Consider the following 15,119-nt stretch of genomic DNA (forward strand, 5'->3'; position numbering starts at 1 on the left):
TTTCCGAGAGGGGAATCGCCCGGGGCTTTGGCGGCTATCTGACACTATAATGTGAAAACTAACCCTAAAAAGTAGATTTTACCTAATCTTTTACAACAGTTTTGAACATGGCCGCTGGCTTTTACACTCCCCCCATTGCTTCCCAAGCTTTACTTTAGGTTCTGGTGCTACTTTCTCTCTCCCCCAAGAATCCTGATTTTTCAATATCTTGCTCTGGGTCGTATCCTTTTGGTGTATTTCACCAAGGAGATCGCCCAGTAATGACAACTGAATCGAAAACAAAAGTAAAAGAACTCACTATTCGCGGAGTGATCATCGGGGGCATTATCACCCTAATTTTCACCGCCGCGAATGTATATCTAGGGCTGAAAGTGGGGCTTACTTTCGCCACCTCGATTCCGGCGGCAGTTATTTCGATGGGGATTCTGCGGTATTTCAAGGATCATACCGTTCAAGAAAACAACATCGTGCAGACTATCGCTTCGGCAGCTGGCACTTTATCGGCAATCATTTTCGTGCTGCCTGGCCTAATTATGGTGGGCTGGTGGAGCGGCTTCCCCTATTGGACGACTGCTGCCCTGTGCGCCCTCGGCGGGATCTTGGGAGTCACCTACTCTATTCCCCTGCGCCGCGCCCTGGTAACAGGTTCTAACCTGGCTTTTCCCGAGGGGGTAGCGGCAGCAGAAGTCCTCAAAGTAGGCGACACTCACGAAGGCGCCGCGGATAACCGCCGCGGCCTGCACGTGATTATTTGGGGAGCGATTTCCTCGGCATTCTTTTCCCTGCTCACCAACCTGAAAATCGCGCTCTCCAGCGTGACCACCGCTTTCAAAGTTGGAGCCGGGGGAACCATGGTCGGTACCAGCCTTTCCCTAGCCTTAATCGGAATCGGCCACCTGGTCGGCCTGGGGGTCGGCATCGCCATGGTTACCGGCATGCTAATCAGCTATGGGGTGCTGCTCCCCTACTTTTCTTCCGGCCAGCTCGGCACCGGAGATTTTGCCGAGGGCGTGCAAAGCGTCTTCTCTGGTGACGTACGCTTCGTAGGCGCCGGGACTATTGCGATTGCCGCTATCTGGACTTTCCTGAAAATCATCGCTCCGATTATCCGAGGCATGCGGGAATCCCTGGCTGCATCCCGCAGGCGTAAAGCGGGGGTAGAAGTACCGGCCCAAGAACGCGACCTTTCCCCCGCCTGGGTCGTAGGCATCACCCTTGCTTTGATGCTTCCCATTGGGGTGTTGCTCTGGCTGTTCCTAAAAGGCACCCCTTTGGAACACCACACCGGTGGCCTGATTTTCTTGTCGATTCTGTTCATTTTGGCTCTCGGGTTAGCAGTCGCTAGCGTCTGCGGGTATATGGCGGGCCTAATCGGCTCCTCTAACAGCCCCGTTTCCGGAGTGGGAATCCTAGTAGCAATCTTGACTGCCCTAGTAATTAAGGCAGTAGTGCCTACTGGTAGTGACCCTAAGACCCTAGTTGCCTATACCCTATTCACTGCCGCTATCGTCTTCGGGATCGCCACTATTTCTAATGACAACCTCCAAGACTTAAAAACCGGGCAACTGGTTAACTCCACCCCCTGGAAACAGCAGGTTGCCTTAATTATCGGGGTGATTTTTGGTTCCCTGGTTATTCCTCCAGTACTTCACCTGATGAATAATGCCTTTGGATTCCAAGGAGCTCCGGGAGCCGGCAATAATGCGCTGGCCGCGCCGCAAGCATCCTTGATTTCGGAGCTTACCAAGGGGGTATTCGGGGGCGACATTGATTGGAGTCTCCTGGGACTAGGGGCCTTAATCGGGGTAGCAATCATCCTGATCGACGAGATTTTAAAGCACACCACTTCCCGTTATTCGCTGCCTCCGATCGCCGTGGGGATGGGAATGTATCTGCCTATCACCCTGACTATTCTGATTCCAATTGGTGCTACCTGCGGAGTTCTCTATAATCGTTGGGCAAAAACTCGCAAGAACCCGGAGGCGGCCTCCCGGATGGGCACCCTGCTGGCTACCGGTTTGATCGTAGGCGAGAGTCTATGGGGCGTGGTTTATGCCGCGATTGTGGGCACTACCGGCAGTGAGGAGCCACTGGCTATCGTGCCTGATTCCTGGTCGGGTGTGTCCTCCCTAGTGGGGCTAGTTATCTTCGTGGCTTTAGCCGCCTACGGCTACCGCTACTCAAAGCAGCAGACCGAGGCCTAGAGCCGACCAAGTAGATCGCCCCCCCCCGAGAGGCGGCTTTACGTACTCATAGCCTGCATACAGTTAACACCCACGTTGCTGCGCGGAGGCTTGCGAGGAAAGCGCGGGGAATCGGTTTTATCCGAGTGGGCGCGGTGGGCATAAGAATTTGGAAAACGTCGCCACGTTTTCCAAATTCTTGGGCGGGAGGAAAAACCGATTTTCCGCGCGTCACCAGCCCCAGACGCTCTTATTGATCTGTGTATTGGGGGCACGCAGGCATCTATAGCCAGCGACCAGGGAACTGCACTACGCTGGCCTGCGGCTCCACCAGCTTCACCAGGTCACGATGTTCTATTCCAGCATCCAGGTACGGGTCGCGGGAAGTAACTAGCCGGTAACCAAGCTTTTGATAGAACCCGATAACTGGCACTTGGGCTGCGACTTGTAGTAGCAGTGTCCCGCCACCCTCGGAATTCGCCCAGCTGCTAAGCGCTAAACGTTCGGCGCCGAGTACCAGTTCTTTACCGTTACCGCACCCGCGGGCTGCGGGAAGTACGGCGAAACGTCCTAAATTCCCGGTTATAGTGTCCCGCGGTAACTGAGGAAACATTTCTGCGAGGTCGGCGGGAATCCCGATTTTCGGTGGGGAAATCCGTCCGGCCGCGATAGTGCCGGAGGCATCTTCACCTAAAAGGTGGATGGTTCCCTTAGCAAAGTCGATATCGTCTATTTCTAGGTCAAGGGAGATTCCTTGTTCCAGGTGGAAAACCGCGAGGCGGGTTGCAAAAATATCGAGAATATCGCTCGCGCTTTCAGCTCGGCGTATTTGCATAGCGGTGCTCATATCTTTAAGGATATTTATTTTTTGTTTCTAGGGGAGACTTCCGCGGACTACTTCCAAATAAATGGCACTTATCCCTCCCGGTACATTATCCCCATCATGGAGCGCGGGTAATGCCAGTTGAGCACTCCCGGAGGAGCTACTGCCAGACAGGTGCCACATTCCAGACAGGCCGCGTATTCAATATCAACCGAGCCATCCTTGCGAGCAGTATAAACGTGAGCGGGGCAAACACGTTCTAAAAGTTTTCCGGCACCCGTGGCTTTAGCAAGTTCTTGGTCAATAGAAATATGGGATTCTTCTTCGTCAACCTCGTAAATATTGGCGGTGAGCCTCTCGGACACGCTTTCGGGAAGATATTTAGTCATTTTAAATCGACCTCACTGCTTGTAAACCAAGTTTCACCAGGCGGCGGATACTAAGTGGTGATTTCTTTAGCGCCGCCCGCGCCACCGGTAATAGGCGTTTTCGCGGGGTGGTATCCAGGTTATAGATCCCGTGGAGGATATCGGCCGCGAGCTCACCTACCTGGCCATACAGTTCCTGATTGTGCAGGAACTGGGGAGCTTTGGCGAAAGTTTCCATATCTTTGCCTACGAAAGTTGACTGGTAGTTTTCCAGATATTTATTTAAGGAGGACGCGCTAAAGTTTTCCGCTTCCAGTGCCGCATCAATGGCGCTGGCGGCAGCCTGGGCAGATCCGGCCGCCAAGTCCATTCCCCGAATCGTGAACCCGGTGTTAAGCGTAAATCCGGCCGCGTCTCCTATTAAGACCAGCCCATCGTGCACCAGCCCATGCTGCATGGCTTTACCGCCCTCGGCTACCAGGTGACAGCCATATTCGAGCAACTTTCCTTCCCGTAGGAACGGCTCGATAAAGGGATGCTTTAAGAAATGATCATGCAGGTCAGAGGAGGATAGCTGTTTTTTCTTCAGGTCATCTAGCATGGCCACGATCCCGACAGAAACCGAGTCCCGGTTGGTGTACAGGAAACCGCCGCCAGCTACCCCCTGGGTGCAGTCCCCCACCATTTGGTAGGCGGCGCCCTCCCCTTCTTGCAGATTGAAACGTTCTTTAACCGTTTCTTCGCCCAAATGGATAACGGATTTTACCCCCACCCCCAAGTGAGCGAGGGGTTCTTGGGGGCGAATCCCGGCGTATTGCGCCAGGAAGGAGTTCACCCCGTCAGCGGCCACGATTACTTTGCCGTAAACGGTGTCTTCTCCGGCGCGTACCCCACAGAACTTCCCGTCCTCGCGCACCAGTTCATCAACTTTCATGCCCGGCATGATGGTGGCACCGGCCTCTTCGGCCTGTTCCGCCAGCCAAGGATCCAGTTTGGCGCGCAAAACGCTGACGGCGTTAACTGGTTCTGCTAGGCGCTGATCCCAATACTCCACGTTGACCGCAGACTTCGGGTTCAGGAACGACAAAATGTTCTTGGTGATTTTTCGTTCAAGGGGCGCTTTTTCAATAAAGTCCGGAAAAATCTGGTTCATTACCTGGCAGTAAAACACCCCGCCCGAAAGGTTCTTAGCCCCTACTTCCGAGCCACGCTCAATCAATAATACCTGGTGATCGGCTTTTGCTAATAGGTAGGCACATACCGTTCCGGCGACGCCGCCGCCTACGATAATGACATCGAAATCGTATTCCACGCTCATGTTTATCTAGCTGCCTCCGTCAGGGCGGGTAGTACCTCGTATAAATCCCCAACAATACCGTAGTCTGCCTGTTTGAAGAATGGAGCCTGCTCGTCATTGTTGATAACTACCACGGTATCCGCATTAGACATTCCTGCAGCGTGTTGGAGTTGCCCTGAAATTCCAACAGCGACATATAGCTCGGGGGTAATATGTTGCCCAGAGATTCCTACGTAACGGTCACGTTCTAACCAACCAGCTCCTTCAGCAAGCGGACGTGAACAGGCAACCTCGGCACCTATAGTGTCTGCGAACTGTTCTATCAGCTTTAAGTCTTCAGCATTTTTAAAGCCTCTACCAGCAGCAACAACCCTACGCGCCGCCCCCAAAGGAGTTTTTACGTTCTCAGTTTTGTCTACCGAAAGTACTTGCACTTCGTAAGAAGCAGTAGATCCCTCCTCAATGTTTGGGGTATCTCCCTCGGTTTCAGTTCCCCCATCCATGACTACTACGGCCGGTCCGTTGATTCGGTAAGTTTGCAAGGTTATTCCCCCGTAGCGGGCAACGGTTATTTCACCGGGAATAACTTTTCGAACCCCGAAAAATATCGGAGCCCCAAGCTTTGCGGCTACCGCACCAGCTAACACCCGCGCGCCGGCGGTGTTACCAGCCAGAATAATATCTTCCGACTCAGGTTGCACACTAGCTGCCACTGCGGGAGCTAAAGTTTCTACCGGCTGATCGGGAGCTTTGGGAATATGAATTACCCGATCCACGCCTTTAATATCCGCATCTCCAACCAGTACCACATTAATTTTCCCGCCATAGTTCTCACCCATCTCTACCAGCGAAGAAATTGCGCCACCGGCAGCGATAATCCAGGTATCAGACATTTCTTTTCCTTTCCTAAAGAACGTTCTCGGAGTGTAGTGCAGCAATCAACTCGGAAGCTGCATTCTCGCCAGAGAAGATTTTCTGTTTACGCGTCTTAGATTCTGGTTTGCTGGAGCCTAGAATTTCTGGTTCGATCGAGGCAATATCCAGGTCTGAGATCGAAACAACCTCTAAGGGTTTCTTGTTAGCGGCTAACACCTCCCGCATCGCAGGGGGTTTTACCGTTACCGCATCCGAACTCATAGCCAACACCGCTGGAGTAGAAACCTCGAGAACTTTTACACCTCCAGCTTCAATTTGACTAACGCGATAACCCGCTTCTGCAGGCTCCACGGCGCACACATCTTGGAAACAAGGCCAACCCAAATAGCCAGCAATAAGGGCGGAGGTGATGCGCGCCCCCTCATCTATTGATGAATCCCCGGTTAGCACCAGTTCCACGTCCGGAACTTTTACAACTAATTCAGCTAAAGCAGATGCTGTTTTACTTGCGTTCCAGCTGGCGGTCTCCTCGTCCGCGACAACCAATGCCCTATCTAATCCACGAGATAAGGCTGTCTTCTTTGCCATAGACGAACCTACGCTCTTGCCACCGACAGAGATTCCCACCAAATCGCTACCTACCGTATCAGCTAAACTACGACCGACAGTTATCGCTACCGGATCATAATCTGAAAGTGCCGGTTTAACGCGACTCCAATCGACTTCTCCATCGTCTTTTACCAGTGCATCCTGTGGGTTTGCCGCGTATTTATACGCAACTACAATACTCACGTTTTTCTCCTTCCATAGGTGATGCTTTCGCGACGGCATGCCTACGGGAAAGCCCGTCTAATGACACTGCTACCTCGCTCTTGCATCGCGGGTTTTTCGTTTTTACAATTAGTTTGGTAATAAAATTTTTTTCCGCCAGAACGTGCATTTCCTGTGCTACGGTGAGGGTAGCTAGCCACTTTGAGGAGGATCTGGTGACACCGAAGCCCCAGATAGGTCGCCCCCGCGACACACTTGCTGATGGAAAAATTCTTCGCGCTGCCCTAACGGTATATGGACAATCTGGGTGGGCGGGTTTCAATCTTACCCAGGTGGCAAAAGAAGCTGGCGTAGGAAAATCCACCATGTACAACCGCTTCCGTAACCGCGAAACCCTGCTGATTTCCGCGTTCGAGCACCTAGTTAACGAACACGTTCCTACTGGTGACACCGTCCAAGACCTCCTTTTGGATGAAATTGAGTACCGACTGGATCTCTACTTTGGCCAATTTTCCCAGGCCGTGCGCCGAATCTTTGTGGAAATGGCTTCCAGCGATCAACCGGTGATCGCCAAGATTCATTCGATTACCTACGATCAACCGATTTCTCAGCTGCGCAGCAAACTGTGGAAGTTTAAACAAGCAGGAATTATTCCCGGCGACCAGTCGATCACTCGTTTGTTGGATGCAGTTGAGGGCTCGGTTCTGATGCGAGCTTTTTGCCTGGATCCTGCAAATATTGATTGCTTCAAAACCGAGTTCCACGAATACGCGGAATCGGTGGTAGAAGACCAACTCTCCTTGCATCGAGACCTCCATTCTGACCATAAACGCCTAGTTTCGTAGCCAGTTTCACGGGATAGATTCCTACCCGGGAACACGACCCCCGATCAGCGACACCCTTTCTTACTTAAACTCAATAATTCCCCAGTTCAAATGGGGTTTTGCGCCAGTTACTTCCGCATCCTCATCAACGAGACGGAATCTCAACTCTCCGGATCCTACCTGCCACAACTGAGTCTTCAGAACTTGTCCCGGAAGTACCGGACTGGTAATCCGCGTCTTGAAGCGAGTTATCCTCTCCGGTTCTCCTGGGAAATATTGCGCAATGGCGTGGCGCATGACCATACCGGCATATGAGATTGCGTGCAAAATAGGACGCGGCTGCCCGTTCTCCTTGGCATACTCCCAGTCAATGTGTTGAGGATGCCAGTCACCGGAAAGTCGATAGATTAGAGCTTGGTTTTCGGGAATGCGTTCCGTAACTTCGATATCGGCAGGACGCTCGGGCATCTCAACCAAGTCTTTTGGTGCTTTCGGGCCACCCCAGCCACCGTCATAAATGAGGCAATCCCAGGACTCGTTAGTGAAAAGAAGGTTACCGTCTGAGTCATAGGTTCTTCCTACATGTTGCGCTAGCAAACCTCTTCCTTCACCCCGATCAAATAGGCCTTGCAGTACTACTCTGGTTTCTAAGCGGTCGGACATTTTGGTAATTGGCTGCTCGAAGCGAATATCAAAACCCCAATGCAAAGACCCGGCATAGTTATACCCATAATCGATAGTGCGAGTTACCTCTTGATCGACAATCAGCATTGCTCCGAACATGGGAAGTACTTTGAGCTTGGGGGAACGGGGATCACCCTCGTTTAAATATTCCAGTCCCTCTTTTCCATCAATACCTGCTCCGCATCCTAAGGCGAATAACTCAAGATCACGGAAATTGTAGTCCCGAATGAAGGGACCGAACTCTTTGCCTACCATTTCTGTTTTTATGCGAGCCATGATTCTCCTTTGAATTTGTTTTAGGCCAACTTATTCTTTGCAACTTTGCCGTAATTTCCTTGCGGGAGTTCCCTGCGAAATTCCACCAAACTGGGAACTTTGTAATATGAAAGATTTTCTTGCGCGTAACTAATGATTTCCTCTTGCCTATATTTGACTCCTGACTCCAATACAATAAATGCCTTGATAGCCTGGTCTCGAATACTATCCGGCACTCCGATGACTGCTGCTTGCCGCACCCCTGGGCATTGCATTAAAACATTTTCGACTTCTGCCGCAGACACATTTTCCCCACCTCGTTTAATAAGATCCGAGTCCCGCCCTAGAAAGTAGTACCATCCGTCCCGATCTTGCAAAGCATAGTCATCAGTTCTTAACCATCCGTCCTTAGAGAGTACTCGCCTAGTTTCTTGCGGGTCCTCCCAGTAACCTGCCATCAAATTAATTCCGGGAGTTCCTTGAATTTCGATACGACCGCCCTCTTTACCTGAAACTTCCTCTCCCTGTGAATCCACCAAACGTACCTGATAAGTAGGGCCAACTTTGCCAATCGCGGGCCAACGTCGCTTTGTGTGAGGCCAATCAGTTATTACCCCAACTAGGCTTTCGGTTAACCCATAGTTATTCAATAAGGTAACCCCGAATCGAGCACAAAATTCTTGTTTTTCCCCAATCGTTACGGGCAGAAAATAGTGCATGTCTCGCACGCAGTGCTCCTGCTCTTCCAACTTTTTCGGCTGGCGGAGCATTGTCCGCACGATCATGGCCATACCCTGCACTAATGTCGCGTGACGAACCCGAGTTTCCTCCCAAAATCGTTTTGCGGAATAGCGAGACTGTAAAACCAGCGTTGCACCAGCGGTAATCACCGGGGCTAGCGCTGAGAGTTGGAAGTTGACATGAGAAACCACCATCGAAGTCAGGTAGCGGTCTCGATAAGTCATGCTCAACTCCCAATTCACATACAAACCAGAAAAAACTGCATTAGCGTTGGTAAGCATTACTCCTTTGGGAGACGAAGTAGTACCGGAAGTAAACATGATCTCCCAGAGATCAAGCGGTTCGACCTCCGTTGCCGGCGCTGTTTTATTAGCTTTTTCCAGCTCACCTAGTAAAGAGTTCTCCCCATGATCATCTATCAGTATGGCTGGGGGAGAAAAATCGGATAGCCCTGCTTTTCGATAGTAGTCTCGTCGCGTAACTACCAGACTTGGCCGAGTTTTGTTAACAATGTAGAAAAACTCTTTAACTGTCGAAGCTGCATTTACTGGTACGATCACCACCCCACTTTTGGGAGCAGCAAGTAGCGCGACCAGAAATTCGACGCAGTTATCTAGATAGACACATAAACGATCCCCCTTTCCTAACCCGCGCTCGCCAAGCAAGGCCGCGAATTGCTCGGTAAGATGATCAAACTCTTGATAACTGTAGGTCACAGATTCTTGAGTGTCAGTATTGACGAATACTAAGAAATGACGCTCAGGGAAGGCACTGCACTGTTGTCGCCAGATATCCCTAATCGTTGTTTCCTTAGCGGTGTCAAACATAGCTGAATCATTACGCGCGCCTACAATTTGGGCCGTGTCCTGTTCACTCCCCATCGAATCGAATATTGCCGGACTGTTTAAAACGTTCAATGTCTTCCGCGCTGAACCCGGCGCGTTCCAATACGTATCTGGAATCGGCGCCCAAAGCAGGCATCGGCCTCCAGAAACCACCAGGATTATTAGTAAACTTCGGGACAGTGTTCAATCCCTTGATTACCTGTCCTTGCGCGTTATCCCATTCGATAAAGCATTCTCTCTGCTTAACATGAGGCTCACTAAGTAGATCATCGAACTCATTGACCACCTGCGCCGCAATCTTGTGGGCAGAGAAATCTTTCTCGACCTCGAATTTAGACTGTGTTTTTAGATATTCCTCTAACTTTCTCTGAATCAAATCAGCCTGCGGACTGTCCAACCATAGGGCAGACGTGTCCTCGGGATAGTCGGCACTGCCCCATAAATCGCCCAGCCCAATTGTCTCAAGCAGATATTTGTTCTGAGGCACTCCATATACGCAAAGGCCAATGAAACCATCTTTACATTCCCACTCGCCAATAGCGCAAAGGTTTTGATGACGGGCACCAGGACGCGGGTATGTTATCCCTTCATTTAGGTAATCCATCATGTAGTAGGTTCCAACGCGAAGAATAGTTTCATACATGGCAACGTCAATGCTTTCCCCTTGCCCTGTTAATCGCGATTTGTGCAAGGCTGCCAAACTGGCGGCGATAATCATCAAGGCATTAAAGTAATCCGCGCCGTAAGGAGCAATGTTCATAGGCTGTTCGGGGCTTCCATTTTGCGCGATCAAAGCGGCATAAGCAGCTACCGTGAGATCATAGGCAGCGGTGTTAATTCTTGATGTGTCACCCCACTGACCATAACCTGATACATGCACGATAACTAGAGAGGGGTTGACCTCCCACAGCTGCTCATCGGTAATTCCTTTACGTTTCCATACCGGACCTTTAGATGCCTCGATAAAAATATCGGTGTCCTTGATAAGCCGTAGGAGTACCTCTTTGCCTTCGGAAGTAAAGGGATGGATAGAAAGAGAGCGCATATTTCGCCGTTCCATTTCTTTGACCCACTTGGTGTCCCGCATGGAGTCACCAGTCCAAATATTCTCCATCCAGGTCACATCCGCTCCCCACTCACCCATTATTGCTGCGGCGGTTGGCGCGGCAATTTCGACTGCGGAGTACAGAACCCTTACATCATCAAGCGCTCCGAATGAAGGCTTTTCTGTATTCATTTCTTTCCCCTAGCGGTAAGGACGCAGCGCCATAAAGGCAGTGTCCAGAATCATCATTTCGTCGGTTCCGCCAGAAACCCGGTCTACCCGTAAATCACGCCAGAACCGCTGTACTCGATGCTCACCTGCAATACCTATTCCCGCCAGTACCTGTAAAGCCTCGTCTACCACTTCGAATGCTGCATGCGAGCAGTAGTACTTAGCCATAGAACCCTCGCCGCGTCCGAGCAAACCTTGATCGTGACGCCAGGCAATTTCATAGAGCATATTTCTCATGTTGGTTAGTTTTACTTTCATATCAGCAAACTTCAGTTGAACCAACTGGTACTTTCCGATTGTGCTACCTCCTTGTTCACGCTGGTTGGCATACCGCGCCGCGTCCTCATAGGCGCAATAAGCCGTTCCGTAATTCGTTAAGGCAACTAAGAAGCGCTCCAGGTTAAAATCACCGACTACACGACGGAAGGCACCTCCCTCCTCTCCAAACCTGTCGGACTCCTCTAGTTCAACGTTTTCAAAATAGAGCTCGGCACATGAATCCATGCGGAGACCGAGTTTTTCTAGTGGCTCCTTGGTTATGCCGGGTTTAGACATATCTACAAACCACTCGGTGTATCTACTGGTGTCCTCACTGTCGCATGCCATTACCGCCATGTAAGGGACGTGCATTCCCGAAGTTTGGAAAGTTTTGTGACCATTTAGGTAAACTTTCCCATCGCGGCGAGTGTAGGTGGTCCGCATATCATCAAAAGACGAACCCGCTGACGGTTCAGTCATCGCATAGTTCAGTACTTGCTTACCGGTACCCAGGTAGGCAAGAACAGTTTCCTTTTGCTTGTCGGTGCCGTTATTCAAAACGGTCTCTAGCGCCGGTAGCTGATAGAGGACGTAGGTGGGGCCTCCCAAGCGCCCCAGCTCCTCATAGGCCGCGGTCATGGTGACCCAGTCCAAACCTAGACCGTCATATTCCTCGGGAATCGTTATCCGGTCAAAACCAACCTCGCAGATAGCTTTGACCCATTCCTCCGGGTAGGTATGGGTTTGGTCGCATTCGTGAAAATAGGTTTCCCAAGCTCTAGATTCCATAACTTCGCGAAAAGCATCAACCATTATCTGTTGATCTTCATTCAGTGAGAACTCCAATGATCTCTCCTTTCAATTAGGATGTTTCTAGGGCACTGGAAAGTTTTCCAGTGCCCAAGAAACCTCTGGTTTTACCGGGCAAATTTCTGGTAGAACTTACCCGCATTTTCGATAGCTTCGTTCGCTGCTTTCAGCATCCTGGAATGATGCAAAAAGGCGTGGATAGTCCCTGCAAACACATCTAGCTGCACTGGTAACTTATTCGCTTCCAGTATTTTCGCGAGCAGCCGGGAATCGTCCAGTAAAGGATCCAGCTCTGCGGCCGCCAAATATACTGGAGGCATCTGTTTGGTCAGATCGTTGCGGAAAAGATCAACGTAGGGTTGTTTAGTCTCGGACATATCCTTCAAAGCTAAACTTTTATAGAAATCAAAATCATCCTGGGTGAGTCCATCCCACCAGCCACCTAGCAGGCGGGCGCTTACTGAGTCATTTAGTCCAAACCACCCATAAAACAGCAGCAATGAGCGGATATCGTCAAGGTTTATTCCTTCCTCTCGCAAGGCCAAGAAGGTGGCAAGAGAAATATGTGCCCCGCCGGAATCCCCAGTAATTGAGAAATCCCGTGGATCTATTCCCCACTCTTCATGGTTTTCTTGCAAATAATGAAAAACCTTTACTGCCTCTTCGATCGGTTGCGGATATTTAGCTTCTGGCGATAGCGAGTAATCAGTCGCTACCACAGCTGCACCGGTTTCCTTGGCGATTAATTTGGCCATTCGATCGTGGGTATCAAGATTGCCCAGCACCCAGCCGCCGCCATGGAAAAACATGACACAGGGAAGCGTCTTCGCCTCAACCGGTCGGTACTGCCTGATTCTAACTTCGCCTGTATCGGTCGGGACCGTGTCATCGCGTACGTCCACCATTTCAGGGGGATTTTGGTTCCAGTATGCCCGTTCCTTGTTGTAAGCAATCCTCATTTCTTCAAAGGACTGATCCGTGGAATAGACTCCCTTTGCTAATTCTTCTTGCTTTGCTACCGCGCGCTCAGTCTCTTGCGACCACAAATGTGGTACATCAAGTTTGTTTACCATAACTTCTCCTTAGTTGTTCTTCTTTGAATGGGCCTCGTCCTCTAAGGCGGATTCTCCGAGTTTTTCTTCCACTTGTTCCAGCTTGACCTTATTCTTACGCACATAAAGTAGCAGGGCACCAGCAAATAGCACCGCCAGTAGAGCTGAAGCTGCGAGGATCAAGAAAATTTGCGGATATGCTCCGTTACCGTGTTTATCGATAAGCACCCCAAACCACGTAGAAGAGAACGTATCAGGGGCGAAACCGATAACTGAGAGGAGACCTGTAGCTGTACCGAAAACTGAGATTGGAACCTTACCCTCCGATAGCTGGGATGAAGCAACACCGTAGGCACCATTAGCCACAAAACCAAGCAAAATGGTAACGATAGCCCCGAATACCGCGAAACTAGCTTTGTGGGGCAGAAGCATCAAGCAAAGCATCCCACAAACTACGATCACAGAACCCCCAATAATGGCCTTTGAAGGAGAGCCTATCCGTTTAGTGATTACTCCAAAGATTGGTCCTGATATCAGGGTTACCGCGTAAGTACGAACGATAGAGACGAAAGATACTACAACCAGAGATGCGCCAAGTACGTTTTGCAGGTAAGGCGTAGTGTAAGCAACCCCGGTGTAATAGAAGTAAACGAAAAACATGGTTCCGGCGGACAACCAAACTACCGGCATCTTCAAGGCGGTCAGTACCATCGAAAAGTCGAAACCAGATGCCTCTGCAGATCCGATCTCCCCCACAAACTTAGGTACCAGGAAAATCGAAAGAATCCCCATTAGTAGCAGCAACCCCCCGATTACTGCGAGAGTGGTTGAAACTGCTAGGTCGAACTGTTTCCCGAACAGGCTAATAATTCCCATTTGTAAAAAGCCACAAACGAGGCCCACGGCTCCATATATACCGTAGGAAACGCCAATGTTGCGACCATAGGATTCTTCCTCCGAAATCAGCCTTACCAGCTTGAAGCGCACTCCCCACCAAACCAAGATGGTAGTGACCCCCATTGCCACAAAAACCAGCATCAGGGTACCAACAGATGGAAGCAGGGCAAATACAAATGTTAGGGCGGCAGTGGAAATTAATCCAGCAGCATTTAGAGTTCGCATTCTAAATTTGTCGGCCACTATCCCTGAAGGCAGATAACAAATTAAGGCAGTTGTCGCATATGCAGATGTCAATACCCCAAGATCGGCATTTGTACAGTTCAATGCCTTCATTAACGGGTCATAAAACACTATTTTCATATATGGAGGTAGATAAATCATTGAACTGGCCATTGATACTAATACCAACAGCATTACGCGTCTACCCCGGGAAAGGTCCAAGGCAGCAACTTCGCCGCTTCCAAATAGTTTCATAATGATTCCTTTCAAGTTATCCCTGAGGAAATTGGTATTGATAGGGTCGGAATAAAACCCTTTTTTCTTCGACGCTGAAGAAAATATTTTGATCTATTAAATAATGGAAATTACCATTTAAAAGACCAATTTTTAGATTTTCAATTACATATTGAAAAGTAAAAAGTTTCAGACGGCAATAGTCCAAAACTCTTTTATTTAGTCGCAATTCCCCGCCCCGGAGGCGGTGAGGCTCGTACGCACCTTTACGTACTTTACAAGCCGGCCTTTGCAGCCATGCCACGAACTAAGTTTACAAGAGCACCTAGCGCCTCGCAAGGATTTTTATGATATTTTATTTTAGAATCTTTTCATATTTTCATAAAGGCAAAACTACTGAGCCCCAATGCGGGACTAAAGTACCTTTATATTAATTTAAAATTCTACCAACTGGAACAATTTAACTGATATTCATTAATAAGTTAACGCTAATTTTTAAAAATTATTTTACTGTGAGCCAGAACATGCCTTATGGACGCATGCAGTCTTTAAATATCTGCTGATTATTACCAGGCTTCGCTCCCCTCCAACTCCTTGGAATCAAACTCTTCCCGCGCTGAAATAGCGAGTGATTCGCAAAATAATCAGAAGCAGAAAATTACCCTCGCCTTGTGGATTGTTAGACTGGCTTTACAGCGGTAAG

The 15,119-nt window shown here is 49.8% G+C and carries 14 protein-coding genes; 2 read left to right on the forward strand and 12 right to left on the reverse strand.

Translation table 11 applies throughout. From position 1 onward, the window contains the following. Positions 1-260 precede the first annotated feature (260 nt). Entirely contained in the window at positions 261-2,204 is a 1,944-nt protein-coding gene (locus AC1EKS_RS02750) for an OPT family oligopeptide transporter (protein WP_481008720.1), read from the forward strand. Positions 2,205-2,466: 262 nt separating this feature from the next. Here AC1EKS_RS02750 and AC1EKS_RS02755 read toward each other — a convergent pair whose 3' ends face one another. From AC1EKS_RS02755 to AC1EKS_RS02775, 5 genes are all read right to left on the reverse strand, one after another. Further along, the gene (locus AC1EKS_RS02755) at positions 2,467-3,030 is read right to left on the reverse strand and encodes a GNAT family N-acetyltransferase (RefSeq protein ID WP_481008721.1); all 564 of its coding nucleotides are present in this window, start codon (positions 3,028-3,030) and stop codon (positions 2,467-2,469) included. A gap of 68 nt (positions 3,031-3,098) precedes the next feature. After that, positions 3,099-3,395, reverse strand: a complete 297-nt coding sequence (locus tag AC1EKS_RS02760; protein WP_481008722.1) for a ferredoxin family protein — start codon at positions 3,393-3,395, stop codon at positions 3,099-3,101. 1 nt (position 3,396) lies between these two features. Next, on the reverse strand, positions 3,397-4,692 hold the full coding sequence (locus AC1EKS_RS02765) for an FAD-dependent oxidoreductase (RefSeq protein ID WP_481008723.1): 1,296 nt from the start codon (positions 4,690-4,692) through the stop codon (positions 3,397-3,399). Positions 4,693-4,694: 2 nt separating this feature from the next. After that, entirely contained in the window at positions 4,695-5,564 is an 870-nt protein-coding gene (locus AC1EKS_RS02770; protein ID WP_481008724.1) for an electron transfer flavoprotein subunit alpha/FixB family protein, read from the reverse strand. 13 nt (positions 5,565-5,577) lie between these two features. Beyond that, the gene (locus tag AC1EKS_RS02775; RefSeq protein ID WP_481008725.1) at positions 5,578-6,339 is read right to left on the reverse strand and encodes an electron transfer flavoprotein subunit beta/FixA family protein; all 762 of its coding nucleotides are present in this window, start codon (positions 6,337-6,339) and stop codon (positions 5,578-5,580) included. A 194-nt stretch (positions 6,340-6,533) separates the two neighbouring features. Here AC1EKS_RS02775 and AC1EKS_RS02780 point away from each other — a divergent pair, with 194 nt between their 5' ends. Further along, positions 6,534-7,163: a TetR/AcrR family transcriptional regulator gene (locus tag AC1EKS_RS02780; RefSeq protein ID WP_481008726.1), complete on the forward strand. Its 630-nt coding sequence runs from the start codon at positions 6,534-6,536 to the stop codon at positions 7,161-7,163. A gap of 60 nt (positions 7,164-7,223) precedes the next feature. Here AC1EKS_RS02780 and AC1EKS_RS02785 read toward each other — a convergent pair whose 3' ends face one another. From AC1EKS_RS02785 to AC1EKS_RS02815, 7 genes are all read right to left on the reverse strand, one after another. Continuing rightward, positions 7,224-8,102: a MaoC/PaaZ C-terminal domain-containing protein gene (locus tag AC1EKS_RS02785; protein WP_481008727.1), complete on the reverse strand. Its 879-nt coding sequence runs from the start codon at positions 8,100-8,102 to the stop codon at positions 7,224-7,226. Positions 8,103-8,122: 20 nt separating this feature from the next. Next, entirely contained in the window at positions 8,123-9,703 is a 1,581-nt protein-coding gene (locus AC1EKS_RS02790) for an AMP-binding protein (RefSeq protein WP_481010195.1), read from the reverse strand. Continuing rightward, the gene (gene caiB / locus AC1EKS_RS02795) at positions 9,693-10,904 is read right to left on the reverse strand and encodes an L-carnitine CoA-transferase (RefSeq protein ID WP_481008729.1); all 1,212 of its coding nucleotides are present in this window, start codon (positions 10,902-10,904) and stop codon (positions 9,693-9,695) included. Before caiB ends, AC1EKS_RS02790 begins: the two co-directional genes overlap by 11 nt. A gap of 9 nt (positions 10,905-10,913) precedes the next feature. Further along, the gene (gene caiA / locus AC1EKS_RS02800; RefSeq protein WP_481008730.1) at positions 10,914-12,047 is read right to left on the reverse strand and encodes a crotonobetainyl-CoA dehydrogenase; all 1,134 of its coding nucleotides are present in this window, start codon (positions 12,045-12,047) and stop codon (positions 10,914-10,916) included. Between the two features lie 71 nt (positions 12,048-12,118). Beyond that, positions 12,119-13,084: an acetyl esterase gene (aes, locus tag AC1EKS_RS02805; RefSeq protein WP_481008731.1), complete on the reverse strand. Its 966-nt coding sequence runs from the start codon at positions 13,082-13,084 to the stop codon at positions 12,119-12,121. A 9-nt stretch (positions 13,085-13,093) separates the two neighbouring features. Next, positions 13,094-14,437 carry an MFS transporter gene (locus tag AC1EKS_RS02810; RefSeq protein WP_481010196.1) on the reverse strand — a complete coding sequence of 448 codons (1,344 nt, stop codon included), beginning with the start codon at positions 14,435-14,437 and terminating at the stop codon, positions 13,094-13,096. A gap of 16 nt (positions 14,438-14,453) precedes the next feature. Next, positions 14,454-14,720, reverse strand: coding sequence for a hypothetical protein (locus AC1EKS_RS02815; protein WP_481008734.1), 267 nt, complete (start codon positions 14,718-14,720; stop codon positions 14,454-14,456). Positions 14,721-15,119 lie beyond the last annotated feature (399 nt).

This window comes from Varibaculum sp. C0165D1 (genome assembly GCF_056590355.1).

Bases quoted from the DNA above. Each gene is read 5' to 3' on its own strand.
- AC1EKS_RS02750 (WP_481008720.1), top strand. From the start codon at position 261: ATGACAACTGAATCGAAAACAAAAGTAAAAGAACTCACTATTCGCGGA.
- AC1EKS_RS02755 (WP_481008721.1), bottom strand. From the start codon at position 3,030: ATGAGCACCGCTATGCAAATACGCCGAGCTGAAAGCGCGAGCGATATT.
- AC1EKS_RS02760 (WP_481008722.1), bottom strand. From the start codon at position 3,395: ATGACTAAATATCTTCCCGAAAGCGTGTCCGAGAGGCTCACCGCCAAT.
- AC1EKS_RS02765 (WP_481008723.1), bottom strand. From the start codon at position 4,692: ATGAGCGTGGAATACGATTTCGATGTCATTATCGTAGGCGGCGGCGTC.
- AC1EKS_RS02770 (WP_481008724.1), bottom strand. From the start codon at position 5,564: ATGTCTGATACCTGGATTATCGCTGCCGGTGGCGCAATTTCTTCGCTG.
- AC1EKS_RS02785 (WP_481008727.1), bottom strand. From the start codon at position 8,102: ATGGCTCGCATAAAAACAGAAATGGTAGGCAAAGAGTTCGGTCCCTTC.
- AC1EKS_RS02790 (WP_481010195.1), bottom strand. From the start codon at position 9,703: ATGGGGAGTGAACAGGACACGGCCCAAATTGTAGGCGCGCGTAATGAT.
- caiB (WP_481008729.1), bottom strand. From the start codon at position 10,904: ATGAATACAGAAAAGCCTTCATTCGGAGCGCTTGATGATGTAAGGGTT.
- aes (WP_481008731.1), bottom strand. From the start codon at position 13,084: ATGGTAAACAAACTTGATGTACCACATTTGTGGTCGCAAGAGACTGAG.
- AC1EKS_RS02810 (WP_481010196.1), bottom strand. From the start codon at position 14,437: ATGAAACTATTTGGAAGCGGCGAAGTTGCTGCCTTGGACCTTTCCCGG.